Origin of the sequence: Guopingia tenuis (assembly GCF_014384805.1) — a bacterium.
GTDB lineage: Bacteria > Bacillota > Clostridia > Christensenellales > Christensenellaceae > Guopingia > Guopingia tenuis.
This window is the reverse complement of the sequence record NZ_JACRSS010000003.1, coordinates 221,880-245,686: the sequence shown is the minus strand read 5'-3', so window position 1 is coordinate 245,686 and position 23,807 is coordinate 221,880. Positions and strand designations below refer to the sequence as shown.

Genomic DNA, 23,807 nt, shown 5'->3' with positions numbered 1-23,807 from the left:
TGTGGTTTATCGACTTTTTTCTTTCTTGCCTTCACAAGTATGCTTCCTAACATTTTTGCAAATAACTTTGCCGTTTCTTTAACTATCTCTAAAAGTGGCTTAAGCAATCCGATGAGCTATTTACTTTTCGCCGTTTCTGAATGGTGATACTCCATAGAAGGAAATTTAATATGACTCCCAATTGTTTTCCATATTTTGATTGTATTCTTCCTCGCTCATGGGAATGCAAGGCGTTCCATCGGACATTGACAAAGTATAGGAGTAGAGTTCTACAATTCCCCAATCCCCATTGTATTTAATTAAGATACATCCGATTAAGTATGTTTTCCCTTTATATTCTATCAATATGACGCGTTCGGTGGAATCCTCTGCCTGATAAGAATCCGCATATTGATTCCACATATCTTTTGTATAATTGTATTTTTCGCTGTCTTCGGATAAGGGAAAATCGCAGCGGATAACCTTTATCGGCGTTTCGATATGGGCAACCATGGAGTTCGTATACAATACATATTCTTCTGGTGGAATAGCAGCTGGATCGTCTATTTCCGGCGGCCAGAAATCATATCCGCCGGTATCTTCATATAACAGACTAGTTACTTTAACGAGAAGCTGTTGTTGAAAATCAAGACGATATTTTTCGGGCGGCGGGCTATTTGTAGACGACATTTCCGCACGGGGGGTATACCCTTCAAACAGCTGCTCTGCCGGGCAAAAAGCCCACAATTCTTCCTGATCTTTATGGTCGGAGAGAGCTTGAAACAAATTAACTATGACGGCCTCTGGTGTGGAATTGGAACATCCGGATATAACGCTGCAAAGAACAAAAAGCAAAGCGAATAGGAAAATAGTCTTTCGTTTCACTATATTTCTCCCTTTCAATACACATAAGCTCGGGGGTAACTTTTCGAAAATTACAATACATAAATTATATGAAAGAAAGATAAGAGGAAGTAAAATTTATAAATTATTATAGCCTTAATATAGGAGATGGTCAAATGAGCTATTCAGACGAAGAGACATTTTTACAAAGATTAGAGGATGGAGGCGAGATGATATGCGGTAACCCAGGAGAACTTTCCATATGCTTTTATAGAGGATGCTTCGAGAAAAGAATACAAAGAAGCTTTCTATTGTGGTATGTGCTATAATAGAATTGGATAAAAACAACGAAAAAAGTGGTGGGAGCTGAACCATTGAAAGAAAAATATTACCAGACAAACGCGATGTATGAATATATCGAGAAAAACAAGCTGCCGGGCTATACGCTGGCAAAAGAGAATATATGGTTGATGGTATATGGGGATCCCGAGAGCATTCCTCGGCTGCTGCTCGTCATCTCAGCCGTGCCGGAGGAGCGATACGAAAATATGGATATCACGCCCCGGGAACGCGGCGTGATGGAGCTGGCGGCCAGGTTTGCAAGGAAAACCGGGTTGGAATACCGGGTGGTTCGCTATTGCCGGGATTGGCCGCTGGATAAAGTCCAATATATGGAGTATCCTTTCCGCCACACTGTTATAGGCATAAATGCGCTGAAACAGCTTTTTGAGAGAAACGGGGTAAAGGGAGATCCGCTCCCGGAAGGCGGCGAAACTTCCAAAGAGCTGAACGACCGAGCGGCAAGCGCATTTCATATTTGGCAGAGGGAGAATCTTGGAAATATAACGGCCAGCGACATCGATCTGATCGCATGGAAGGATAGGAAGCCTGCCTGTGTCTATGAATTGAAACGCTCCTATATTGAGCTGGAGGAATGGCAGCCTTTTGCCCGGGATTTTGCAAATTTCAAGTTAATTGCCCGGTTTGCCCAAAAAATTGGGACAGATTTTCAAATCGTTTATAACCGGAGAACAAAGAATCCTTATTTTGATGATATCCGCCGGCTGAAGCGGTTTGCATTTTTCCCTGAAGAGGAACGGGCAGAATATATCGACACCATCGCGCTGGGCGATTTTTTCGGAGGAGCATAGATGGACAGGCTGAGGATGCATTCGGTCAGCAAAATAGAAGAAAATATAAAGAAACTGGGAGAGCTGTTTCCCGGCTGTCTGGTGGAGCGGCAAGGGGAAAACGGCGCCATGGAATACGGCATAGATTTTGCTATGCTCCGCCAGGAGCTTTCTCCCGTCCTTCAGGAAGGGGAGGAGCGGTATCAGTTCACCTGGCCGGGCAAGAAGCGATCCATTCTGCTCGCGAATACTCCGGCGGCTATGACTCTGCGCCCCTGCCGGCAGGAGAGCGTGGATTTCGACAGCACGGAAAACCTTTATATCGAGGGGGATAATCTGGATGTGCTCAAGCTGCTGCGGGAAACCTATCTGGGCAAGGTGAAGATGATCTATATCGATCCGCCCTATAACACCGGCCGGGACAGCTTTGTCTATCATGACGACTTCGCCATGGAATACGGCGCTTTTGCCGAGGCCAGCGGGCAGCACGATGCGGAGGGAAACCTGTTGTTTGATCTCCGCCGGAACAACGAGAGCAGCGGCCGGTTCCATTCGGATTGGCTGAATATGATATACCCGCGGCTGAAGCTGGCCCGGGACTTGCTGGCGGAGGACGGCGCCATTCTCATCAACATGGACGAACACGAAATCGCCAACCTGCAAAAGATCTGCCAGGAGATTTTTGGAGAAAGGAACGACCTGGGGACGATCGTCTGGGATAAGAGAAACCCCAAGGGGGATGCCCAGGGGATTTCCTGCCAGCATGAATATATTCTGGTATACGCCAAGGAAAAGGAGCCGTTTCTGGCAAACAACCGGCTGCAGCGGCCCAAGAAAAATGCTGCGGCGATTTTGAAAAAGGCGGGGCAGCTCTATGCAAAGCTGTCAAAATCCTATACCCTGGAAGACGCCAACCGGGATTTCGGCATATGGATGCGGAGCCAGCCGGATTTTTCCGGCGGGGAGAGGGCCTATCATAAAATCGATGAAAACGGCGACGTATACCGGGCGGTTTCCATGGCATGGCCCAACAAGCAGAAGGCGCCGGAGGACTATTTCGTCCCGCTCATTCATCCTGTCACAGGCAAGCCCTGCCCGGTTCCCGAACGGGGATGGCGGAACCCTTCCGCCACCATGCAGAGGATGCAGAAGGCGGGGCAGATTCTTTTCGGAAAGGACGAGACGACCATTCCCAACAGCAAATATCTTTTGAAAGAAAATCTCTATGAGAACATCCCATCGCTGCTGTATTACGGCGGCAGCGACACCGCCTTTCTCAGCGGAATCGGCGTCCCGTTTGACACGCCTAAGGCGGCGGAGATCTGCCGGGAGCATATTCTGGCCTTCACTTCGGGGGAGGATATCGTAATGGATTTCTTTTCCGGCTCCGGGACTGTGGCCCATGGCGTAATGCTGGCAAATGCAGAGGACGGGGGCAGGCGCCGGTATATCATGGTGCAGCTGCCCGAAGCGTGCGGGAAAAATTCGCCGCTGGGGCGCCGGGGATTTTCCAACATTTGCGAGGCGGGAAAGGAACGGATCCGCCGGACGGCGGAACACATCGAGGGGGATTTGGACCGCGGCTTCCGGGTTTTGAAGCTGGATACCACCAATATGAAAGACGTCTATTACACTCCCGATGCCTATGAACCCGGCCTGCTGGATTCCGTTGCCGACAACATCAAGGAGGACCGGACGCCGGAGGACCTGCTGTTCCAGGTGATGCTGGAACTGGGCATCCTGCTTTCCAGCAAAATTGAGGAAAGCACCGTGGCGGGCAAACGGGTGTTCACCGTCGCGGAGGGAGAGCTTATGGCCTGTTTTGATGCGGATGTCACCGAAGAAGCCATCCGCGAGATCGCCGGGAAGCGGCCGCGGCATTTCGTCCTGCGGGACAGCTCTATGGCCAGCGACAGCGTCGCTGCCAATTTTGAGCAGATCTTTGCGGCCTATAGCCCCCAGACGGTCAGAAAGGTGCTGTGATGAAATTTCAATTTAAGCAGCAGCCCTATCAGGCCGATGCCGTGGCGGCAGCAGTCCGGGTTTTTGCGGGGCAGAGCTGCCAGGAACCGCCGCGCTATGCCGGCGGGGAAGCCGGTCTTTATGGGGCTGATGAGGACGGCGGATTTGCAAACAGGAGCGTGGAGCTTTCGGATGAACAGCTTTTGGCAAATATTCAGGCCGTGCAGAGCGAAAACGGCATCCACGGCTCGCATGCCCTGAAAAGGGGGCTGGGCCGGTGCAGCCTGGATATCGATATGGAAACCGGAACGGGCAAGACCTATGTCTATATCCGCACGATGTTTGAGCTGAACCGGCGGTATGGATGGAGCCGGTTTATCGTCGTTGTGCCCAGCATCGCCATCCGGGAGGGCGTCCGGAAATCCATGGAGATCACCGCGGACCATTTTATGGAGCTTTATGGGAAAAAGGCCCGCTTTTTTGTATACGACAGCGCCAGGCTGAACCAGCTGGATCTCTTTGCGGGAAGCCCGGGCATCAACGTAATGATTATCAATACCCAGGCATTTGCCTCCTCCTGGAAAGAGAATGGGCGGAGCAAGGAGGCGCGGATCATCTATGCCGGCCGGGAGGAATTTTGTTCCCGGCGTCCCATCGATGTGATCCGGGCCTGCCGCCCCATTCTGATTCTTGATGAGCCGCAGAAAATGGGGGGAGCGGTGACCCGCCGGGCATTGGAAAACTTCAATCCCCTCTTTTCCCTCAACTATTCGGCCACCCATCGGGAGAAGCATAACCTTATCTATGTACTGGATGCACTGGATGCCTTTCAAAAGAGGCTGGTAAAAAAAATCGAGGTGAAGGGGCTGGAGGTAGGTGGCCTCCGGGGAGCGGACGGATACCTCTATTTGGAGCAGATTCTGCTTTCCAAGAGCAAGCCGCCGCAGGCCCGGATAGAGATGGAAATACGCCGTTCGGGAGCCATCCGCCGGGAAACCCGCATCCTTGGCCCCGGAGACAGCCTATATCGCAAATCCGGAGGGATGGAGCAGTATAAGGGGCTTGTCCTCTCGGAAATTGACCCGGCCCGGGGAACCGCAGTCTTTACGGACGGCACGAAGCTTCGGGCGGGCGAAGCGGTGGGAGACGTATCTCCCAGGGACATGCGGCGCATTCAGATTCGGGAAACCATCCTTTCGCATTTTGAGAAGGAGGAAAAGCTCTTCAACATGGGCGTCAAACCCCTTTCCCTCTTTTTTATCGACGAGGTCGCCAAATATCGGGACTACGACGCGGAGGGACATGCCGTATTGGGCGAATACGGAAAGATTTTTGAAGAGGAGTATAAAAGCATTTGGAAAGAAAGACTCCGGCCGGAAGATACCCCCTATCAGCGGTATCTGCGGACGGTCTGCGGCGACGCTGCGGCGGCCCATGCCGGATATTTCAGCATCGACAAAAGGACGGGGAGGAGCATCGACAGCCGCCCGGGCCGGGGAAGCGAGTTTTCCGATGACGTCTCCGCCTATGACCTCATTCTGAAGGACAAGGAGCGTCTGCTCAGCTTTTCCGAGCCTACGCGGTTTCTCTTTTCCCATTCCGCCCTGCGGGAAGGGTGGGACAATCCCAACGTCTTTCAGATCTGCACTCTCAAGGATTCCGACAGCCAGACCGCCAAGCGCCAGGAGGTGGGGCGGGGGCTGCGCCTCTGCGTCAACCAGAATGGCGACCGCATGGACAGCGAGAGCTGCGGGGAAGCGGTGCATGAGATCAATGTGCTCACGGTAATCGCCAGCGAAAGCTATCGGAGTTTTGCTGCGGCGCTGCAGTCGGATATCCGAGAGGCGCTGTATGACCGGCGCCCGGCCGCTGCCCAGGCATATTTCAAAGGGAAATCGATACTGGCGGGGGATCACCCGATCCGGATAAACGAAGGGATGGCCGGACGGATCGAGAAATATCTTCTGCAAAACGGCTATATCGATGCCGCATGCCAGGTGACGGACATTTACCGGGAGGCCGCGGCCCGGCATGCGCTGGCCCCTCTACCGGGAGAGCTGAACGCCCTGGCCGAAGGGATTCATGCGCTGGTGGCGGCGATGGATGAGGACGCGCTGGAGGGTATGATTGGCGATGGGCGCGAAACCAAGCTCTGGGAAAACCCGCTCAATGAAAACTTTGAAAATTTCCGGCCCCTCTGGGAACAGCTCCGCCATACCTATGCGTATACCATTTCTTTTGACAGCCGGGAGCTGATTCGTAAAGCGGCGGCGCATCTCAACCAAAAGTTGCAGGTTGCAAAGCCGCAGTATAGGGCGGTTACGGGAAGGCAAAAGGCGGAGGGGGATCGATCCTTTGAACGCGGCAAAACGCAGGTGCGGGCGCTGGAATACGGCAAAAACAGCCGGACTGCCTATGATCTGGTGGGCCGAATTGCCGGAGGCGCTGCCCTGACCCGCCGGACGGCGGCGGCAATATTGCAAGGGCTTTTGCCGGAAAAGCTCGCCTTATTCCGGAATAACCCCGAAGAATTTATCGCGCGGGCGGTTCCGAAGGTTCTGGAAATCAAGGCCGCTTTGGCGGCGGAGGGCATAGCCTATCATCCGCTGACGGATACATATGACAGCGCGGTGTTCACGCAGGGGATGCCCCGGAGCCTGGAGGGAGCATACCGTGCCAAAAAGGCTGTGCAGGATTATGTCTTTTTGGACAGCGCACGAGAACGGCGGTTTGCAGAGGATCTGGATGCGGCGCCGGAAGTGCTGGCGTATGCGAAGCTGCCGGAGCAGATATCCATCCCGACGCCGGTGGGGGGATATACACCAGACTGGGCCATTGTGTTTCAAAAGAAAACAGGGCAGCTTGTTTTTGCGGTTGTGGAAACAGGAAGCGCAGGGGAGGTGCTGGAGATACCGCCGGTGCAGGCGGCCCGGTTTTGCTGCGCAAAGAAGTTCTTTTCCGGAATGCCCGGGGGGAAGATAAGGTTCTGCACGGCGGCCAGCGTTGAGGAGCTGTGCAGCCGGATGGGATTGCGGGAATGATGCGGCGCCCTCCGGCCGCCCTTTATTAAAAACAGCGATTCCATGGATGGATGCACCCCGGAAGTGATTGTCCCAAGCCTGACGCGAAATACCAGATAAAAAAGACCTTTTCCTCAGGAGGAAAGGGTCTTTTTTGCCGTTTTATACTTTCCGGATGACGCCGCAGGCGATTTTTTTGCCGGAATTGCCCGCGGGCTGGGTGGTGAAATCGTCCGACCCGCTGTGAATGACGACTGTGCGGCCAAGAACCTCCGGGATGCGGAAGCGCCCGGAGAGCACGGCCATATACGCCTGCCCATTGCTGGAAAAGAGGGGCGGCAGATCCCCGGCGTGATAGGGATGCGGGCAACCGCCGGGATTAAAGTGGCCGCCGGTATCTGCAAATTCCTCGCCGGTGCAGGCGGTTCCCTCATGGATATGGAAGCCAAAAACACCGGAAGCACAGGGACCGTTTCCCACGGGAAGCCCAGCCACATCGGCGACGACAATGGTGCCCGTGTCGGCGGGGAAGAAGGTCACCGTGCCGGAAAGGCGCGGGGCTTCCGGGCCTCCCTGGAGCCGGGCAATGGCAACCGGACGGCCATAGCAAAATTCTGTCATGATGGATCACCTCCCTCAAACTATATGCGCCCGGCACGAAAAAAAGCACGGTTTTTATTCCGTGTTTTTTTATAGAAGCGTTTTTGGTCGATCAGGTGTTGATCTTTTCCCGCGAAATTCTTCCGCATTTATCGCAGCGCAACTGTAGCCGATTTGGTTCCCGCGCGCCGATGATCGTCCAACTTTTACTGCCGCAACTGCCGCAGACCAGATAACCCGGTCCATACCAAAGAGATTTTGTATAGATTTTGATGCCGCCGTCTACGTTCCCTAGCGCATCGTCCGAAAGATTCTGAACGCCGGAGAGATTCCGTTTCTTGCCGCTCGCTATCCATTTTTTTGCGAATTTCCGCCATTTTTGTATGCTCTTTCTGGATATCTGTTATTATATGCGAGATGATTTTCCCGACAGCTTATTTTTTTCAAAATTTCAATTTTTTTGAGATATTTCGAAAAATACATCGTATTTACTTATAAAAAGTATAAGGCGGAATATGCCGGAAGAGGGGGAGATGAAATGAAACGGCAGCGGTTGGTTCCTTTGCATGGGAAGAGAGAGGCTTTGGCGGAAGCGGATTTTTCTCTAGATACGGATTTTGGAGAACGGCTTTTAAGCAAAATACAAAAAGAAAAGCTTCAGGCCCTTGATGAGGAGGAGCTTACCTTTGTGAATGCCGCGGGTGCGCCGCGGAAGGAGGATTTTTTCCGCGGGAAGAACGCGAAGGAAAAAGGGGAGTCATGATGCTTTTTGAAGCATGTGAAAACAGGCCAAATATTCCAGCTTGAATGTTGGAATATTTTTTATTATAATAAGAACAACTTTGAATACTTAAACCGAGTGTATTTTTATACATTCCTATTTCATTGAAAAGCTGGGCGTGGATCCCGGGGTAGACGGAATGCACAAAGAAACATTTTCGCCACTGAATTTTGAGAAAATTTATGCGGAATATTTTCCAAAAATCTATAACTTTATTTTTTACCGCCTGCTTTCCCGGGAGGATACGGAAGATCTGGTAAGCGAAGTGTTTTTCAAGGTGGCGAAAAATCTGGACCGTTTTGACGAGGGAAAGGCAAAGCTGAAAACCTGGATCTATCGAATTGCCCAGAATACGCTCATCGATTTCTATCGTTCCCGGAAAATCGAAACCTCGCTGGATGACGAGGAGACGGGCTATGAGCCGTCGGTGGACTTTGAAGAACAGCTGGAGCGCATCGCGTCGCCCAAACGACAGGCTCTCTACCGGGAACTGCAGAAGCTCAAGGAGCGGGAGCGGCTGATCGTCTACTATCGTTTTTTTGAAGGATATACCAACCGGGAGATTGCAAAGCTGCTTCAAATGAAGGAAAGTACCGTGGGAACGGTTTTAGGCCGGACGCTAAAGAAGCTGCAAACCGATGAGCTGCGGGAATTGTAAATGGCGGGGTCTGCAAATAGGCATCGCCATTTTTTCATGGAGAGAGAAAGATGAAGAAAGATTTATTCCGAAAAAGGTCGCTGGAGTCGGTTTCTTCCCCGGAGCGGCTGGATGAATATATCAAGGTGACACATCCGGGGATATGGAGCGTACTCATCGCGTTTCTAGCAGTCGTGGTAGCGGCTGTGGTATGGTTTGCCGTGGGGACGATCCCGGATACATTGGATATCCGGGGCGTGGTGTTCCCGGGCGACGGAACTGTCGCGGCCGAGGCCCGGGAAAGCGGCCGCATTCAGGATATGCGGGTGGAAGTGGGGGATTTTGTGGAGCCCCATGATATCCTGGCGGTGGTGGAGCAGACGGAGCTGGCCGCCGAACTCGAGAGCCTGAAAAATGCGGCGGAGCCGGACGAGGCCGCCATTGCGGCGAAACAACAGGAGCTGATGGATGCCAGCGTGATCCGCTCCGAGGTCTATGGCGTGGTGCTGGATGCCAAGCATCTGGGAGACATGGTAAACGCGGGGGACGCGGTTGCCAGCCTGGCCCGCATGGAAGAGGGTACCAACACCTATGAAATTCTCTGCTATGTGCCCCAGGATACGGCCAAACGGCTGGAAAAGGGCATGGAGGTTCAGGCATGTCCGTCTTATGCCAACCGGGAAGAGGTGGGCTATATGAACGGCTATATCACGGAGGTCGGAGAATATCCGGTCACCGAAGGGGATATTTTGGCGGCTGTGGGAGATCTGCGGTATGTGCAGGAAGTTATGGAGGAGGGAAACAATGTGGAAGTGCGGGTTTCCATTGCCGTCGACGCCTCCAAGGGTGATGCCAAAAATGCGGCCCGGTGGTCGAATGCCAAGGGGAACGACCTGGACATCACAACGGGAACGGCCTGCGACCTTTTGGTGGTGATTAAGGAGCAGAAGGCCTATGAGCTTCTGCTGGGCTCCTGAGGGGGGAAGCATATGATGGAGAAGGTGCCGGTTATCATGCAGATGGAGGCGCTGGAATGCGGCGCCGCCTGCCTAGCCATGGTGCTGGCCTATCACGGAAAATGGCTTGCTCTGGAAAAGGTGCGCGCCGACTGCGGCGTCTCCCGGGACGGCAGCAACGCCCGCAATATTCTGCGGGCCGCCCGCTCTTATTCTCTGGAGGCGGCGGGATATCGCATGGAAACTGAGGACCTTCGGAAATGTGATTTCCCCGTGATTCTGCATTGGAATTTCAACCATTTTGTGGTGCTTTGCGGATTTAAAAAGAACAAGGCCGTGTTGAACGACCCGGCGCGGGGACGTGTTACCGTCAGCCTGGAAGAACTGGACAGGGCTTTTACGGGCATTGTTCTGTGTTTTGCGCCCGCGGAGGGTTTTACGAAGGAGGGAAAGCCGGCCAGCACACTGCGCTTTGCCAGGGAACGGCTGCGGGGCAGCGGCGGAGCGGTTATTTTTATCATGCTCTGTTCGCTGGTGAGCGCAGCGGTCTCCATGGGGATCTCCCTGTTTGCCAAGCTGTTTATGGACAATATTCTGACGGGGAAAAACCCGGAATGGCTGGAACCGCTGGTGATTGTCATGCTGTCGGTTCTGGTGTTTCAGTTTGTGGCGGCGGCGGTGCAGAACAGCTATTGGCTGAAAATCCAGGGGAAAATGGCGGTTTCTGCCAGCGCCTCGTTTATGTGGCATGTGCTGCGTCTGCCGGTTTCCTTTTTTGCCCAGCGGTATGTGGGGGATATCGCCTCGCGCCAGGGAAGCAACGAGGGGATCGCTTTCTCTCTTGTGGCAAAAATTGCGCCTGTGGCGGTCAATATCTGCCTGTTGGTGCTCTATCTGATTCTGATGCTGCAATACAGCGTCCTGCTCTCCCTGGTGGGGATCGGGGCCGTGCTCATAAATCTGGTGACCATGCGCCTGGTGAGCAGCCGGCGTGTGAATGCCGGGCGGGTCATCGAGCGGGACATGGGGATTTTGTCCGGCGTCACGGCGGCCGGGTTTGACATGGTGGAAAGCGTGAAGGCGGCGGGCGCGGAAAACGGCTTTTTCGAGCGTTGGAGCGGGACGGCGGCCCGGGCGCATAACAGCCGGATGCAGTTTCAAAAGACGGATCAATACTATTCTATCCTGCCCCAATTTGTGCAGGAGCTGGCGAATACCGCAGTGCTGATGCTGGGCGTCTATCTTATTATGGAAGGGGATTTTACCATCGGCATGCTTTTGGCGTTTCAGGGGTTCCTTTCCTCCTTCATGGCGCCGGTGCAGGAGCTTTCCGGTGTGGGGACGACGCTCGTTGAAATGCGGACCCAGATGGAGCGGGTGGAGGATGTTCTTCAATATAAAACAGACGTTCCGGCGGATTTTGCCGAAGAGCCCGGGGAAAAACTCCGGGGGGATATAGAGCTTTCGCATATCACTTTTGGCTATAGCCCCCTTTCCGATCCGCTTCTGAAGGATTTTTCCATGGACGTAAAGGCCGGAGGAAGCGTGGCCTTTGTGGGCGCGTCGGGAAGCGGAAAATCGACGCTGGCCAAGCTGATCGCGGGGCTGTATACGCCATGGCAGGGGGAGATCCTGCTGGACGGAAAGCCGCGGCGGGCCTATCCGCCGGGGACCCTGCCTAAGTCCCTGAGCGTAGTGGATCAGGAGATTATTCTTTTTGAGGACACCGTGGCCAACAACATCACCATGTGGGACCCTGGGATTTCTCAGGCGGAGGTGGTGGCGGCCTGCAAGGCGGCGGAGATCCACGAGGATATCGTCGCCCGGCCGGAGGGATATGGACTCATCCTTCGGGAGGGGGGACAGAACTTTTCCGGAGGACAGCGCCAGCGGCTGGAAATTGCCCGGGCGTTGGTGACCAATCCATCCATTCTCATTCTGGATGAGGCCACCAGCGCGCTGGACGCCCGGACCGAACAGAAGATCATGGAGAATATCAAGGCGCGGGGGATCACGCTCATCATCGTTGCCCACCGCCTTTCCACCATCCGGGACTGCCAGGAGATCATCGTTCTGGACGAAGGGCGGGTCTGTGAACGGGGGACCCATGGGGAGCTGATGGCGGCCCATGGGAAATATGAAGCCTTGGTAAAGAGTTAGGAGGGCGCATGAAACAGCGGGACGCAGCAGAAAAAAACAGCCGGCAGCCGGATGCCATGCCCGGAGCCCTCTCGCAGCTGCTTTCAATTTTCGATAGAGGCGGGCGGCACACACGCCGGCCCCGGTATGCCCCCCAGGGGGAACGGGAGATCGACCAGGCGCTTTTGGATATTTTGTGGTTCTGGAAGATCGAGGCAGCCCCTGCGCCAGAGGAGATCTCAGAGGAAAATCTGCGCATGGAGCATATCCTCCGGCCCACCGGGGTGATGCGCCGCCGGGTGGAGCTTTCGGGCGCCTGGTGGAAAGACGCCTCCGGCCCTTTCCTGGGGCGGTTGTTGGATGGGACGCCGGTGGCCCTGCTGCCGGATTTTATGGGATACAGCTACCGGGACCCGGCGAGCGGAGAACGAATCAAAATCCGGGAAAAGACGGCGGAGAATCTGCGGGCAGATGCCTATTGCTTTTATCAGGCCCTTCCGGCCCGGCCCCTGAAGCTCCTGGATCTGATTCTTTTCATGAAAAAGAGCATCTCTCTGGCGGATATCCTGCTGGTGGTGCTGGGGGCGGCGGCCGTGAGCCTGCTTGGGATGGTTCTTCCCCTCATCAACAAGCTGATTTTTGACAGCATCATCCCCGGCGGCCTCAAGGGGGATATTCTCCCGGCGGCGGGTTTGCTGCTGGGGGCGACGGTTGCCAGCCTGCTTTTCAGCATCATCCGAAGCCTCTGTTTGACCCGCCTTTCGGATAAGCTGGAGACCGCCGCCCAGAGCGCGGCCATGGCCCGCATCTATTCCCTGCCCGCTTCCTTTTTCAAGGAATATTCGGCAGGGGATCTGGCCCAGAGGGTGGGCAGCATCAGCACCATCGTCCGGATCTTATCGGATGCCGTCCTCACCACCGGGCTTTCCACGCTGTTTTCCTTTGTCTATATCTCCCAGATGGCGGCTTATGCTCCGGCGCTGGTGGGGCCGGGGCTGCTCATCATCGGAGCCACGCTGGCCTTTATCATAGTTTCGACGCTGCTCCAAACCCGGCAGATGAAGAAGCGGATACGGATTTCCGGAAAGCTGAACGGCATGGTTTTCAGCCTGTTCGGCGGCATCTCAAAAATCAAGCTGGCCGGGGCAGAGCGCCGGGCCTTTGCCCAATGGGCCGGGCTGTATGCCCAGGAGGGAAAAATTTCCTATAATCCGCCGTTATTTTTGAAATGGAATACTGCCATTTCCGGTGCGCTGACCCTGGGCGGGACAATTCTGCTCTATTTCACCGCCGGAACCAGCCGGGTTTCGGTTTCGGATTACATGGCGTTTTCCGCGGCATACAGCATGGTAAGCGCCGCCCTTTTGTCTCTCTCGGGCGTGGTGGCGCAGATTTCTGACCTGAAGTCTCTGGAGGAAAATGTCCGCCCGATTTTTGCGGCCCAGCCGGAGGTGAGCGAGGGAAGAAAGCAGGCTGTCGCCTTGAAGGGCGAGGTGGAGATCTCCGGCGTCTCCTTCCGCTATGGGGAGAATCTTCCCTATGTGCTGAAAAATTTCAGCCTGCATGTGGCTCCGGGGGAATATGTGGGCATCGTGGGCCGGAGCGGCTGCGGAAAATCTACGCTGATGCGCCTGCTCATTGGGTTTGAAACGCCGGAAACCGGCGCCGTATATTATGACGGTGAGGATCTTAAGGACTTTGACCTGCGCAGCATGCGGCAGAAGATCGGGGTAGACCTGCAAAACGGCAAGCTGTTCTCCGGGGATATTTTTTCCAACATCACCATCACGGCTCCCTGGAGCACCATGGACGACGCATGGGAGGCCGCCCGGCTGGCGGGAATTGCCGAGGATATCGAGGCTATGCCCATGGGCATGATGACCATGGTGAGCGAAGGGAGCGGCGGGATTTCCGGCGGCCAGAAACAGCGGATTCTGATTGCCAGGGCCCTGGTGGGGAAGCCCCAGGTGCTGCTGTTTGACGAGGCAACCAGCGCCCTGGATAACATCGTCCAGAACCAGGTGGCCGAGAATATCGCGGCCCTGGGCTGCACGCGCATCGCCATTGCCCATCGTCTTTCCACCGTCCGGCAATGCGACCGCATCGTCATGATGGACAACGGCGGCATTGCAGAAGAGGGAACCTATGAGCAGCTAATGGAAAAGAAAGGGTTGTTTTATGATTTTGCGATTCGGCAGATTTAAAAAGAAACTATCCGGCGCCGGGCGGCGGGCTGCGGCGCTCCTTTTGGCGGGAGCGGCGGCCTTTTCCCTGGGGGGCTGTGCGCAGGCGGCACAGCAGGCCGACCCGAATGCCATCCGCATCGCCCTGGTCTGCCGCGGGGATATGGATTTAAATGTTTCCTGCTATCAAAAGGGGATGGAACTGGCCATCGCGGAATATGGCGGGCCGTATCGGGCCAGCGTGGAGATCTACAGCGACGCGGATGATTATGAGGAATCCCTGGAGATCAACAACGCTTTGGCAGAAAACCCGGATATCACGGCAGTCGTCTCCATGCAGGACTATGAGGTGATCGACACTTCAGCCAGGGCCATGAACGAGAACCAGAAGGCCTTTTTTGCCGTGCAGGGCTCCTATGCCAAGACGGCGGAAGAGGGATACGACACCTTTTTTCCATTTTCCCTGAGCGGTGAACATCTGGGCTGTGCGGCGGCCCTCTATGCCCGGAAGGCGGGCGCAAAGCGCGTGGGCTGTCTATATAGCGGAACCGAATTTGAAAGGGAGCAGGTTTTGGCCTTTGAACGTATGGCGGTGCTGTCCGGCATTCGGACGGCAGGCTCCCTCAGCGAATCTTTCACGACCTCGGAGTTTATGGCGGAAATGGAGAATTGGAGCAACCTGGATGTGGACACGGTCTATGTTCCCTATTACCGCTCCTATTGGGCGGCGGATATTTTGGCCAACATCAGGAAACTGCTTCCCGAAGCGCGGCAGATCGCTTCCTTTACCCTCTCCAGCCAGGACACGCTGGATCTCATCCGGGAGGACGAGGGAATAGTGATGCCCGCGGCCTACCCCGTGGAACGGGGCGCGGCCTATCAGGCGTTTGTGGAACGATACCAGGCGGCCTATGGGGAAGAGCCGGATAATGAGGCCGTCCAGGGCTATGATCTTGCCAATCTTATTTTGAAAAACTATTCGGGAGACAACGCAGCCTTGAGCGCGAATATTCGCGCCGGTGCAGAGAATGCTTCAGGCGTTGCGGGAGAAATCGTTGGGGATCTTCTGACGGGACTGCCCGAGCTTACCTATGACCCGGAAACCTCATATGCCTATGAATATCTGGTTTTAAAGAACGGAAGGTTTGTGCATCTGGATGTGTAATTGTTTGGAAAAGATTGAGATAGTTTTGCAGAGGCTTTCGTATATAAAAACAGAAAGAAAAACAAAGGAGGATATGGTAATGGCAAACTTTTTTGACGAAAAGGGAAAGCAACTGAGCGAGGAAGAGCTTCAGGAGGCCGCCGGCGGCGTAGTGATCGCCAAGGGAACAGGGTTCTTTGATAGAATGATCCAATGGAAATGCGGGAAATGCGGGTGCCTGGATTTTACCGTGACCGGGGTTTCCCAGGATGGAAAGAAATTTTATGCAAGATGCAAAAAATGCGGAACCTCCTATGATTTCGATAATTGAAATCAGCGGAACATCGAAAAACCGCCGAAAGGCGGTTTTTTGTTGGAAGCGGAGGAGACGGAGAACGAAAAGCCGGGAGCTGGGCAGAGCTTTACAACCCCCGGGCGGATTGCTATAATAAAGCCACAAGGAAAAAACCGGATACGCGGGGGCGTTTGGGCGAAGGCAGCAGGTTTCGCGGCGTCTGGTTGAAATCTAGAAAGGTTTGGTATGCATATGAAAAAAGTTATGAACGATCCGGCGGCTTTTGTGGATGAAAGCCTGCAGGGAATCATTGCCGCCCACGGCGACCAACTCAAATTTGCCGGGGACGACACGCGGGCAGTGGTTCGCAAAGAAGCTCCCGTGGAAGGCAAAGTGGCGATTGTCACCGGCGGCGGATATGGGCATCTGCCCACCTTCCTGGGCTTCGTGGGCCAGGGCTTCTGTGATGGTGTAGCCGTGGGCAATGTGTTCACATCCCCCAGCAGCGATGCGATTTTGAACGCGGCGCGGGCTGTCGACGGCGGCAAGGGGATTCTGTTCCTCTTTGGAAACTACATGGGGGACACCATGAATTTTGAAATGGCCAGCGAGATGCTGCAATTTGAGGATATTCCCTGCCAGATCATCAAAGGTTCGGACGACGTGGCCTCCGGCCCCCGCAGCGACTGGGAAAACCGCCGGGGCGTGGCTGGAATCTTCTTTGCCTATAAAATCGCGGGCGCTATGGCGGATACGGGCGCGTCGCTTGAGGAGGTCTGCGAGGTGACCCGCCGGGCCTGCGAACGCATCGCCACCATGGGCGTGGCTTTCTCATCCTGCCAGCTTCCGGGTGCGGCGGCCCCCATTTTTGAGATTGGGGACGACGAGATGGAGATTGGCATGGGCATTCATGGCGAACCCGGCGTGGAGCGGGGCAAAATGCGGACCTCCGCAGAAATCGCTCAGGTGCTTGTGGAAAAAGTGACGGGGGATCTTTCCCTTGGAGCGGGCAGTGAAGTGGCCCTGCTGGTGAATGGACTGGGCGCCACATCCCGCGAGGAGCTTTATATTCTCTATAACGATGTGAAAAAAATTATGGACGAAAAGGGCATCGCCATTAAGCGTGTGTTTGTGGAAGAATTTGCCACGTCCATGGAAATGCAGGGCGCGTCTCTCACGGCCTTCGCCCTGGATGAACAGTTGGAAGAGCTTTTGAACAAGCCGGGCCGCACGCCCTTTGTATGCGTGTGAGGAGGGGGAGCGCGATGGTGACGGCAAAAGAAGTAAAGGAATTTCTCGAAAAGCTGGCGGGCCTGCTCCATGAAAACGTGGAGGAGCTGGCGCGGCTGGATGGGCAGTCGGGCGACGGCGATCTGGGTGCCAGCATGGACAGCGCCGCCGGTGCCATGGCGGAAACGGCCCGGGCAGAGGCCGGGGCGGATCTGGGAATGCTTCTCATGAAGGTGGCCATGGCCTGCAATAAAGCGGCTCCCTCCACCATGGGGACGTTGGTTTCCAGCGGCATTATGGCGGTTGCCAAGGCATGGAAGGGCAAGGAGCAGGTGGGCGACGCCGAGCTGGCGGCAGTTCCCCGGCAGTTTGCCGATGCCATGATGGCCCGGGGCAAGGCCCAGGTGGGAGATAAGACAATTTTGGATGCTCTGGTGCCTATGGCGGAAGCCGTGGAAACGGAATTTGCCCAAAGCGGCGATCTGGCGGCGGCTTTTGCCGCCGGGGCGGAGGCTGCCCAAAAGGGAGCCCAGGCGACCTGCGGCATGCTGGCAAAAACTGGACGCGCCCGTTGGATCGGTGAACGGGCCCGGGAGAATATGGACGGCGGCGCGGCACTATGCGCCCTGGTGGCGCGGGGCATTCTTTGAGCGGCCTGCCAAAAGCAAAACTAAACCCGGCGCATCTTTGGGATTTCGCCGGGTTTTTGCTAAATAAAAATACCGCATGCGGAGCGCAGCGCGCCAGAAGAGAAGGTATGGCTTTCTCACGCTAATACGGCCTTATGCGGCTTAAGGGGTGAAAGAGAACCTTGTGCATGGAGCATAGATGCCTCTCATTTTTCCGGACGGCGCGTCAGCGGCAGAATATCGTTGACCATGCGAAAAACGCACTCGGCCTCGGCATCCGTAAGCAGGTCGATGGTATCCTTTAACACCTGGCGCTTAGCCTGGCTGGCAAGATCAGCTGCGTCGCCAAACAGGAGCGTATCCAACGGAACAACCAGGGCGACGCTCAGCCGATAGGCGGCCTGCAGGCTGGCCATTTTCTTCCCGGATTCCAGATCGCAGAGATAGGTACGGGAAAGATTTGCCAGTTCGGCAAGCGTTTCTGTGGTATAGCCACGGAGCTTTCGATATTGATGTACGTTCTTTCCAAAGTTTGGGAAGTTTTGGTTTTTCTGATTATCTGGCAACGTTTGATCCCCGCGTTCCAATAAATACTATGGTATTATGTTTTATTATACGCGAACCCATACAATTTCATATCATCTGAAAGACCAATAAAAATAAGGTCTTATAGAGAAAATTGTTTTAAACAAAGAGGAGGATAAAAATGCAGGGGAAAGAAAGAGATGCACAAATGGAAACACTGTTTTCACCGTTTCGTCTAAAGGGTCTGGAGCTGAAGAACCGGATTTGCGTGCCGCCCCTGGTCTGCTATACCTGGAGCGATGACACAGGGCGGGTCAGCGAAAAGAATATTGCCCATTACCGGGCCATTGCCCAGGGCGGCCCCGGCCTGATTATCCAGGAGGCCACCTGCATCAGCCGGGAAGGCCGCCTCAGCGGGGACCAGCTGGGCATTTGGGAGGACGGACAGATAGAGGGCCTGAAAAAAATCGTGGATGCTGCGCATAATGAAGGCTGCCCGATTTTTATCCAGCTGCACCATGCCGGGATTATGAGCATTGGGGAGGAAAATCTCTGCCCCAGTGACTATTCCTGCGAGAAGAACGGAAAAGCAAAAATAGGGCGGGCCATGACCGAAGAGGAGATTCAACAGGTAAAACAACAGTTTGTAGAGGCGGGACGGCGCGCCTTTGCCGCCGGATATGACGGCATTGAGATTCACGGCTGTCATCAATATCTGCTTTGCCAGTTTTTCAACACCCGGATCAACCGGCGGCAGGACGCCTATGGAAGAGAACCAAGCCGCCTGGCTTTGGAGGTATACCGCGGCATCCGGGCGGCGACATCGCCGGACTATATCATCGGGATCCGCCTGGGAGCCTTTGAGCCAACGCTGGCCGACGGCATCGCCCATGCCCGGGAGATGGAGGCGGCCGGTTTGGACTTTTTGGATATTTCCTATGGCTTCAACGGCGAGGATGAACCGGCTGCACCGCCGGATTTCCCCTATAAGGACGTGATCTATGGCGCAGGCGAAATCAAAAAGCAGGTGGGGATTCCCGTGTTTGCCGTGAACAGCATCCGTTCGGCAGAGGACGCGGAAGGCGTGCTCCGGGAAACCGGCGTGGATATGGTGGATATCGGCCGGGGCGTGCTGGTGAACTATGATTGGGCAAAGGACGCCGCAGCCGGCCGGGATACCGGGCGCTGCCTGGACTGCAAAGCCTGCCAGTGGCGGATCAATCCGGCCAAATGCCCGGGGCGGATTCTCCATGAACGCCGCCGAACGGAAAAGGGATGACCTGCAAAGGGAAAGGGAGTTTTATCCGGATGAACAGAACAGGGAATTTACGCCATTTCCTTTTCCATCTATCCCAGCGCGAGCCGCGAACACCGGGGCGGCACCAACGTATGTGAATTTTCCGTGTTCTATAACACGAAAAAGAGAATATGCGGCGGCCTTTCCCGAGGATGAAAGGAGGCGCGCTGGAACTGCGCGCGCCGGAAATGGCTGGGGGAAACATTCCTCATGGATTCTAAAGAAGGAGACGAACTGAGCAGCTGTTTCAATGGTACCGGGAAAAGGAAATTGCCGGTATTGGCCGGGAAGAGACGGATTGCCAGGATGCGAATGGCCCATATATCGGCGAATGGCCGGTGGGAGAGATTGAGCTGGGACGGCCGGCGCCAATATCGCCCGCCGTCTCCAGACCGCGGGCTTCATCCGGGAGTATTTTGGAGAAAATGTTCCCATTCTGATTCATGATCTGGAATATTCCTGGTTTGATCTGGAGGCCACTCGCTTTGTCAATCCAGAAGGGCAAGCGGAGGCATTTCTGGAATTTTGGGAAGCGTAACGAAAAAAATAAAACAAAACACCCGCGGCAGACATTTTTCTGCGCAGCGGGTGTTTTGTTGGAGCGGCGACGCCGGGGGACGCAGAGAGGGCAAAGGCACTGCAAGAAGGAACAAACCAAATCCAGGAGAGAGGATGTTGGGGAGGAAAGGCGGCGGATGGGAAGGAAACGCTGCGTGTTTCTTTATATACTCGCTGGCTTTTTGCCCTTTTCAGGCATGGCGGCGGACGGAGCTATGACTCTGTGTTGCCGGGCTCCTGCCTTTCCAGGGAACCTTTCCGTCCGGAAAGCGCGGTATCGATGCCCAAGTCGTTGTGCAGGATAGACGCCCGGGTGACGCAGTCCGCCCCAAAACGGCGGCGCAGATCCTCCACCATCAGCTCCAGGCTTTCCCGTTTTTTCAGCTCTTCCGGAGCCTGGGGCTCAAAAAGGGAGAGCTGCCCCCAGCCGGCTTCTTCCGCCGGAGCGAGCTGGGCGCCGGTGAGGGAGAGCATGCGGATGGGCTTATCCAAATCCCAGGAGGAGGACAAAAGCGAGAGAGCCGCATCAAACAAGTCCTTTTGAAGATAGGTGGGATGAGGCAGGGGCCGCTGGCGGGAGATGGTGCGGAAATCCGGGTCCCGGATCTGCAGCTGGAGCGTGCGGCACTTGAGGCCATGGCGGATCAGGCGGGAGGAAACCTTGTCTGACAGGGCCGTGAGTGCGATGCGGATATCATAAAGCCCCTGAAGGTTGCGCCGGAAGGTGATGCTGTTTCCGATGGTCTTGATGGGGTCCCGCTCCCCCCAATGCTTGACCGGCGTATCGTCGATGCCGTGGGCATAGTCCCAGAGAGTTCCGCCGGTTTTTCCGAGAAGCTCCACAAGCTGCTCCCGGGGATAGCCCGCCAGCTGGCCAATGGTGGCGATGCCCAGCCGGGCAAAGACCCTGCGGGCGGCCCGGCCGGCAAACAACAGGGCGGAAACCGGAAGCGGATAGATCCGCTCCTTGAAATTCTCCCGGGTAAAGAGAGTGGTGGCATCCGGTTTTTTATAGTCGCTGCCCATTTTGGCAAGGACTTTGTTGAAGCTCACCCCCACGGAGATGGTGACGCCGGTTTCCTGCCGCACAGCTGCGCGCAGTTCATCGGCCAGCTCCTGCCCGGTTTTTTTGAAATAGGGGAGGCTGCCCGTCACATCCAGCCAGGATTCGTCGATGCTGAAAGGCTCTACCTGGTCAGTATAGCGGCAATAGATGGCGTTGATCTGCCGGGAGAGCCGGGCATAGAGCTCATGATGGGCAGGAAGAAGGATGAGCCCCGGGCATTTGCCCTGCGCCCGGCCGATGGTTTCCGCCGTCACCACGCCAAAGGCCTTGGCCGCCTCGTTTTTTGCCAGAATGATCCCGTGGCGGTTTTCCGGGTTGCCGCAGACGGCCACAGGCTTGTCCCGCAGATCCGGCCGGGAGAGAAGCTCGGCGGAGGCATAGAAGCTGTTGCAGTCGCAATGAAAGATTGTCCGGTCCATAGGCGCTCCCTATTCCTCGTCCCGGGCCATTTGCTGCATGGCGGCTTCCAGCTCGCGGGCGATGCGCAGCTTTTCTTCCCGGGGCGGGGAATCCGGCTGATAGCGGATTCCCTCGCCGATGGTGAAGGTGCGCCGCCGTTTATCCGCAAAGATGGGATAGAAAGTAGGGCATTTGCCGGTTTTGCGGTAATACATGCGCCCGATATGGGCAAATCCCGTGAAAAAGGAGCCGACATCCCCTTCGGCATAGCGATGGTCCTCGGTGGCCGAGGGGTTTTCCGGGAAGAGAAGGATGTTGTCCTGGGATTCCATGGCATCCACACTCAGCTGGAAGGTCCGGCCCAGTCCTTTGATATTATCCCGGGCCACGGGAATGGGATCAAAGGCAAGAAGCGCCCAGCGCACGACGCCGGCCACCAGCTTGGTAAGCCCCATGCGCAGGCATTTGGGCAGAAAAGTCATGTGGGAGAAGGTTCCCTCATACATATGCGGAACGATTTTGTCCTTTGCCAGCATGCGCTCATCTACCCAGGGGCGGAAATAATAGGGCAGATATAAAACGGCGACGATAGGCCCATAGATCTCACCGTGATTGCAGACGAAGATGGCGGGAAACTCCTCTTCGGCGACATGCTCCCGCCCCAGAACCTTGTGATAGAGGAAGGGACGCAGCACCACCATCAAAATGCGGACGCCGAACCGCTTGCGGTATTTGGAGACCAGAATGGATTTCAGGGTATTTTTCAGCGCGGGATTCTTTTTTTTGGCGCTGGCCAGCTCCTGCAGGCGCTGCTGGTTGCGGCGGTCCATGGTCTGGCGCAGGGCAAATACGATGCTCACCATCATAAAGACCAGGGGGAGGTCGGTGACCGTGCTGCGGATATAGCGGCTGGTTTCCGGGCCGAATTGGGGCAGGAAGAAGTTCCATGCCGTGAGAAAGGCCAACAGGATGATGGAGGAGATGAGCAGCGCCAGATTCTGAACGGTAATGGTGGAGCGGGTCAGGACAGCATCGGGGATTTCCTCGTCGATGAGAACCGAAATCAGCTTGAATTCCCGGCCCAGCGAGGTGAGAACGGCGTGCATGCAGGCCAGGCCCACACCCCAAAATAGGCTCCATGCGGCGCTCAGAAGGGCGTCCTCAGTCTGGAACAGCATGACCGAGGAAAAGATCCACATGGCCGCGCCGCCGATAAATACGCCGATGCGTGCCCCCTGGCTGGAACGGACAAGCAGGCGATGGGCAAAATAGGTGGCGATACAGACAAAGAGAATCCAGGCGAGAATGATGAAAAAGACGTTGAAGCCCAGATTGGCTGCAAAGCCGAACATATAGAAAATATAGAATAAAAGCCCAAGATAAAAGGCGATATAGCAATAGAGGGCCATGCCGGAATAGACGCGGAAGGAGGAAATGCCATGGAGAACCTCCATATCTTTCGCGGGGGAATAGATATGCGGCTTTTGGGACTGCTGATAGACAAGGGCCACGCCCGTCCCGGCCACCGTCAGCAGGATGATGGCGAGATCGGTGCCCGAAAAGAACAGGAGAGAGGGAAAGAGGAATATGGAGAAAAAGCCCAGATGGATGGCGGTCATTTTCTTCAGCCGCTGGGTCCAGGAACCCGTGATCTGGCAGCGGGCGACATCCGTCACCACCGAGCGCAGGGCCAGAAGAAAGACGAAAAACACCATGACCAGGCTCTGAGAACTGTGCATGATAAAGGGATAGAGAATAAGCAGGCACACGTTGAGCGCCAGCGCCAGGACAAACAAAATGCCCATGGAAGCCTTGGTGGAACGTTTCAGATAGGAGATGGAGTGGCGGGAGGCCATTTGAGAAAAGACCATCCAAAAGATCGCGGCGATATAGACCGCGGCGCCGAAGAGGGGATTGCCCAGGAGAACATAGCTCATATACATGGAGAGCAGCAGATAGACCACGTCCAGCAGACGATAACTGGCGCCATAGTTGAAGAGATTGAGCTGGATGCGGTGTTGGGTATTCTGCATGGGAAACCTCCTTCTGAAATGTTTTTCAATACTATCATACCATTTTTTTCGGTGTGTTTCCAGCACGGAAAGGCTGTGGAAGCGGAATTGTAATTTCCGGGGGATGCTGTTACAATGAAAAAAAGAGAGAACATCCCGGGGGAGAGCATCGATGGCGGGCGGAGTGAGCCGGCTGCCCGGCAAGCCGCCTCGCGAAGATATAACGGAAAAAACTGCCGGGCAGAGGGATTCCCTGAGATTGCACATTCCCGAAGGGTTTGCAGCGGCGGCCTGGCGGAAGAGATATGTGCCGGGCCGATGGCGGAGGGATACCAGGGATGCGCTGCGGCGGATCATGAAAGAAAAGTGCGGGCGCCGGCGGGCAGCGAGAGCGGATACTCTGGCGAAAGATGGGCCGGATG

18 protein-coding genes are annotated in these 23,807 nt (G+C 55.3%); 13 read left to right on the top strand and 5 right to left on the bottom strand.

Annotated elements, in window-relative coordinates; all coding sequences use genetic code 11:
* Positions 1–165: 165 nt before the first annotated feature.
* Positions 166–864, bottom strand: coding sequence for a hypothetical protein (locus H8693_RS07760; RefSeq protein ID WP_249280501.1), 699 nt, complete (start codon positions 862–864; stop codon positions 166–168).
* Positions 865–1,196: 332 nt separating this feature from the next.
* Between H8693_RS07760 and H8693_RS07755 the strand changes: the two genes are divergently transcribed.
* From H8693_RS07755 to H8693_RS07745, 3 genes are read left to right on the top strand one after another with little or no spacing between them, the layout of a single operon-like run.
* A complete protein-coding gene (locus tag H8693_RS07755; protein WP_249280500.1) occupies positions 1,197–1,973 on the top strand; it encodes a hypothetical protein in 777 nt (258 codons plus the stop codon).
* Positions 1,974–3,935, top strand: coding sequence for a site-specific DNA-methyltransferase (locus H8693_RS07750; protein WP_249280499.1), 1,962 nt, complete (start codon positions 1,974–1,976; stop codon positions 3,933–3,935).
* Positions 3,935–6,955: a restriction endonuclease gene (locus H8693_RS07745; protein WP_249280498.1), complete on the top strand. Its 3,021-nt coding sequence runs from the start codon at positions 3,935–3,937 to the stop codon at positions 6,953–6,955. The genes H8693_RS07750 and H8693_RS07745 overlap by 1 nt, the downstream gene beginning before the upstream one ends.
* Positions 6,956–7,096: 141 nt before the next feature.
* On the opposite strand, the gene H8693_RS07740 is transcribed toward H8693_RS07745, so the two are convergent.
* Positions 7,097–7,555, bottom strand: coding sequence for a superoxide dismutase family protein (locus tag H8693_RS07740; protein ID WP_249280497.1), 459 nt, complete (start codon positions 7,553–7,555; stop codon positions 7,097–7,099).
* 517 nt (positions 7,556–8,072) lie between these two features.
* Between H8693_RS07740 and H8693_RS07735 the strand changes: the two genes are divergently transcribed.
* From H8693_RS07735 to H8693_RS07695, 9 genes are all read left to right on the top strand, one after another.
* Positions 8,073–8,297, top strand: a complete 225-nt coding sequence (locus H8693_RS07735; RefSeq protein ID WP_249280496.1) for a hypothetical protein — start codon at positions 8,073–8,075, stop codon at positions 8,295–8,297.
* 157 nt (positions 8,298–8,454) lie between these two features.
* Positions 8,455–8,973 (top strand): RNA polymerase sigma factor, encoded by a 519-nt coding sequence (locus H8693_RS07730; RefSeq protein WP_249280495.1) that lies wholly within the window; start codon positions 8,455–8,457, stop codon positions 8,971–8,973.
* Between the two features lie 50 nt (positions 8,974–9,023).
* Positions 9,024–9,929: a biotin/lipoyl-binding protein gene (locus H8693_RS07725; RefSeq protein ID WP_249280494.1), complete on the top strand. Its 906-nt coding sequence runs from the start codon at positions 9,024–9,026 to the stop codon at positions 9,927–9,929.
* A 12-nt stretch (positions 9,930–9,941) separates the two neighbouring features.
* Entirely contained in the window at positions 9,942–12,068 is a 2,127-nt protein-coding gene (locus H8693_RS07720) for an NHLP family bacteriocin export ABC transporter peptidase/permease/ATPase subunit (protein ID WP_330605736.1), read from the top strand.
* An 8-nt stretch (positions 12,069–12,076) separates the two neighbouring features.
* Positions 12,077–14,251, top strand: coding sequence for an NHLP bacteriocin export ABC transporter permease/ATPase subunit (locus H8693_RS07715; RefSeq protein WP_249280493.1), 2,175 nt, complete (start codon positions 12,077–12,079; stop codon positions 14,249–14,251).
* Positions 14,226–15,395 carry an ABC transporter substrate-binding protein gene (locus tag H8693_RS07710; protein WP_249280492.1) on the top strand — a complete coding sequence of 390 codons (1,170 nt, stop codon included), beginning with the start codon at positions 14,226–14,228 and terminating at the stop codon, positions 15,393–15,395. The genes H8693_RS07715 and H8693_RS07710 overlap by 26 nt, the downstream gene beginning before the upstream one ends.
* A 79-nt stretch (positions 15,396–15,474) precedes the next feature.
* Positions 15,475–15,705, top strand: a complete 231-nt coding sequence (locus H8693_RS07705) for a hypothetical protein (protein ID WP_249280491.1) — start codon at positions 15,475–15,477, stop codon at positions 15,703–15,705.
* 216 nt (positions 15,706–15,921) lie between these two features.
* Positions 15,922–16,920, top strand: a complete 999-nt coding sequence (locus tag H8693_RS07700; RefSeq protein ID WP_249280490.1) for a dihydroxyacetone kinase subunit DhaK — start codon at positions 15,922–15,924, stop codon at positions 16,918–16,920.
* A gap of 14 nt (positions 16,921–16,934) precedes the next feature.
* Positions 16,935–17,549, top strand: coding sequence for a DAK2 domain-containing protein (locus tag H8693_RS07695; protein ID WP_249280489.1), 615 nt, complete (start codon positions 16,935–16,937; stop codon positions 17,547–17,549).
* Positions 17,550–17,734: 185 nt separating this feature from the next.
* Here the strand turns inward: H8693_RS07695 and H8693_RS07690 are convergent, their stop codons facing one another.
* Entirely contained in the window at positions 17,735–18,094 is a 360-nt protein-coding gene (locus H8693_RS07690) for a helix-turn-helix domain-containing protein (RefSeq protein WP_249280488.1), read from the bottom strand.
* Between the two features lie 140 nt (positions 18,095–18,234).
* On the opposite strand from H8693_RS07690, the gene H8693_RS07685 reads away from it, so the two are divergent.
* Positions 18,235–19,332, top strand: coding sequence for an NADH:flavin oxidoreductase (locus H8693_RS07685; protein ID WP_249280487.1), 1,098 nt, complete (start codon positions 18,235–18,237; stop codon positions 19,330–19,332).
* A gap of 789 nt (positions 19,333–20,121) precedes the next feature.
* Here H8693_RS07685 and H8693_RS07680 read toward each other — a convergent pair.
* Both H8693_RS07680 and H8693_RS07675 read right to left on the bottom strand, forming a co-directional pair.
* A complete protein-coding gene (locus H8693_RS07680; RefSeq protein WP_249280486.1) occupies positions 20,122–21,393 on the bottom strand; it encodes a DNA polymerase Y family protein in 1,272 nt (423 codons plus the stop codon).
* 9 nt (positions 21,394–21,402) lie between these two features.
* The gene (locus H8693_RS07675; RefSeq protein ID WP_249280485.1) at positions 21,403–23,406 is read right to left on the bottom strand and encodes a hypothetical protein; all 2,004 of its coding nucleotides are present in this window, start codon (positions 23,404–23,406) and stop codon (positions 21,403–21,405) included.
* Between the last annotated feature and the right edge of the window lie 401 nt (positions 23,407–23,807).

What these genes read in the sequence shown, in the direction of transcription:
- H8693_RS07750 (WP_249280499.1), top strand. Translation starts at nt 1,974, where the DNA reads ATGGACAGGCTGAGGATGCATTCGGTCAGCAAAATAGAAGAAAATATA.
- H8693_RS07745 (WP_249280498.1), top strand. Translation starts at nt 3,935, where the DNA reads ATGAAATTTCAATTTAAGCAGCAGCCCTATCAGGCCGATGCCGTGGCG.
- H8693_RS07740 (WP_249280497.1), bottom strand. Translation starts at nt 7,555, where the DNA reads ATGACAGAATTTTGCTATGGCCGTCCGGTTGCCATTGCCCGGCTCCAG.
- H8693_RS07735 (WP_249280496.1), top strand. Translation starts at nt 8,073, where the DNA reads ATGAAACGGCAGCGGTTGGTTCCTTTGCATGGGAAGAGAGAGGCTTTG.
- H8693_RS07730 (WP_249280495.1), top strand. Translation starts at nt 8,455, where the DNA reads ATGCACAAAGAAACATTTTCGCCACTGAATTTTGAGAAAATTTATGCG.
- H8693_RS07725 (WP_249280494.1), top strand. Translation starts at nt 9,024, where the DNA reads ATGAAGAAAGATTTATTCCGAAAAAGGTCGCTGGAGTCGGTTTCTTCC.
- H8693_RS07720 (WP_330605736.1), top strand. Translation starts at nt 9,942, where the DNA reads ATGATGGAGAAGGTGCCGGTTATCATGCAGATGGAGGCGCTGGAATGC.
- H8693_RS07715 (WP_249280493.1), top strand. Translation starts at nt 12,077, where the DNA reads ATGAAACAGCGGGACGCAGCAGAAAAAAACAGCCGGCAGCCGGATGCC.
- H8693_RS07710 (WP_249280492.1), top strand. Translation starts at nt 14,226, where the DNA reads ATGATTTTGCGATTCGGCAGATTTAAAAAGAAACTATCCGGCGCCGGG.
- H8693_RS07705 (WP_249280491.1), top strand. Translation starts at nt 15,475, where the DNA reads ATGGCAAACTTTTTTGACGAAAAGGGAAAGCAACTGAGCGAGGAAGAG.
- H8693_RS07700 (WP_249280490.1), top strand. Translation starts at nt 15,922, where the DNA reads ATGAAAAAAGTTATGAACGATCCGGCGGCTTTTGTGGATGAAAGCCTG.
- H8693_RS07695 (WP_249280489.1), top strand. Translation starts at nt 16,935, where the DNA reads ATGGTGACGGCAAAAGAAGTAAAGGAATTTCTCGAAAAGCTGGCGGGC.
- H8693_RS07685 (WP_249280487.1), top strand. Translation starts at nt 18,235, where the DNA reads ATGCAGGGGAAAGAAAGAGATGCACAAATGGAAACACTGTTTTCACCG.
- H8693_RS07680 (WP_249280486.1), bottom strand. Translation starts at nt 21,393, where the DNA reads ATGGACCGGACAATCTTTCATTGCGACTGCAACAGCTTCTATGCCTCC.
- H8693_RS07675 (WP_249280485.1), bottom strand. Translation starts at nt 23,406, where the DNA reads ATGCAGAATACCCAACACCGCATCCAGCTCAATCTCTTCAACTATGGC.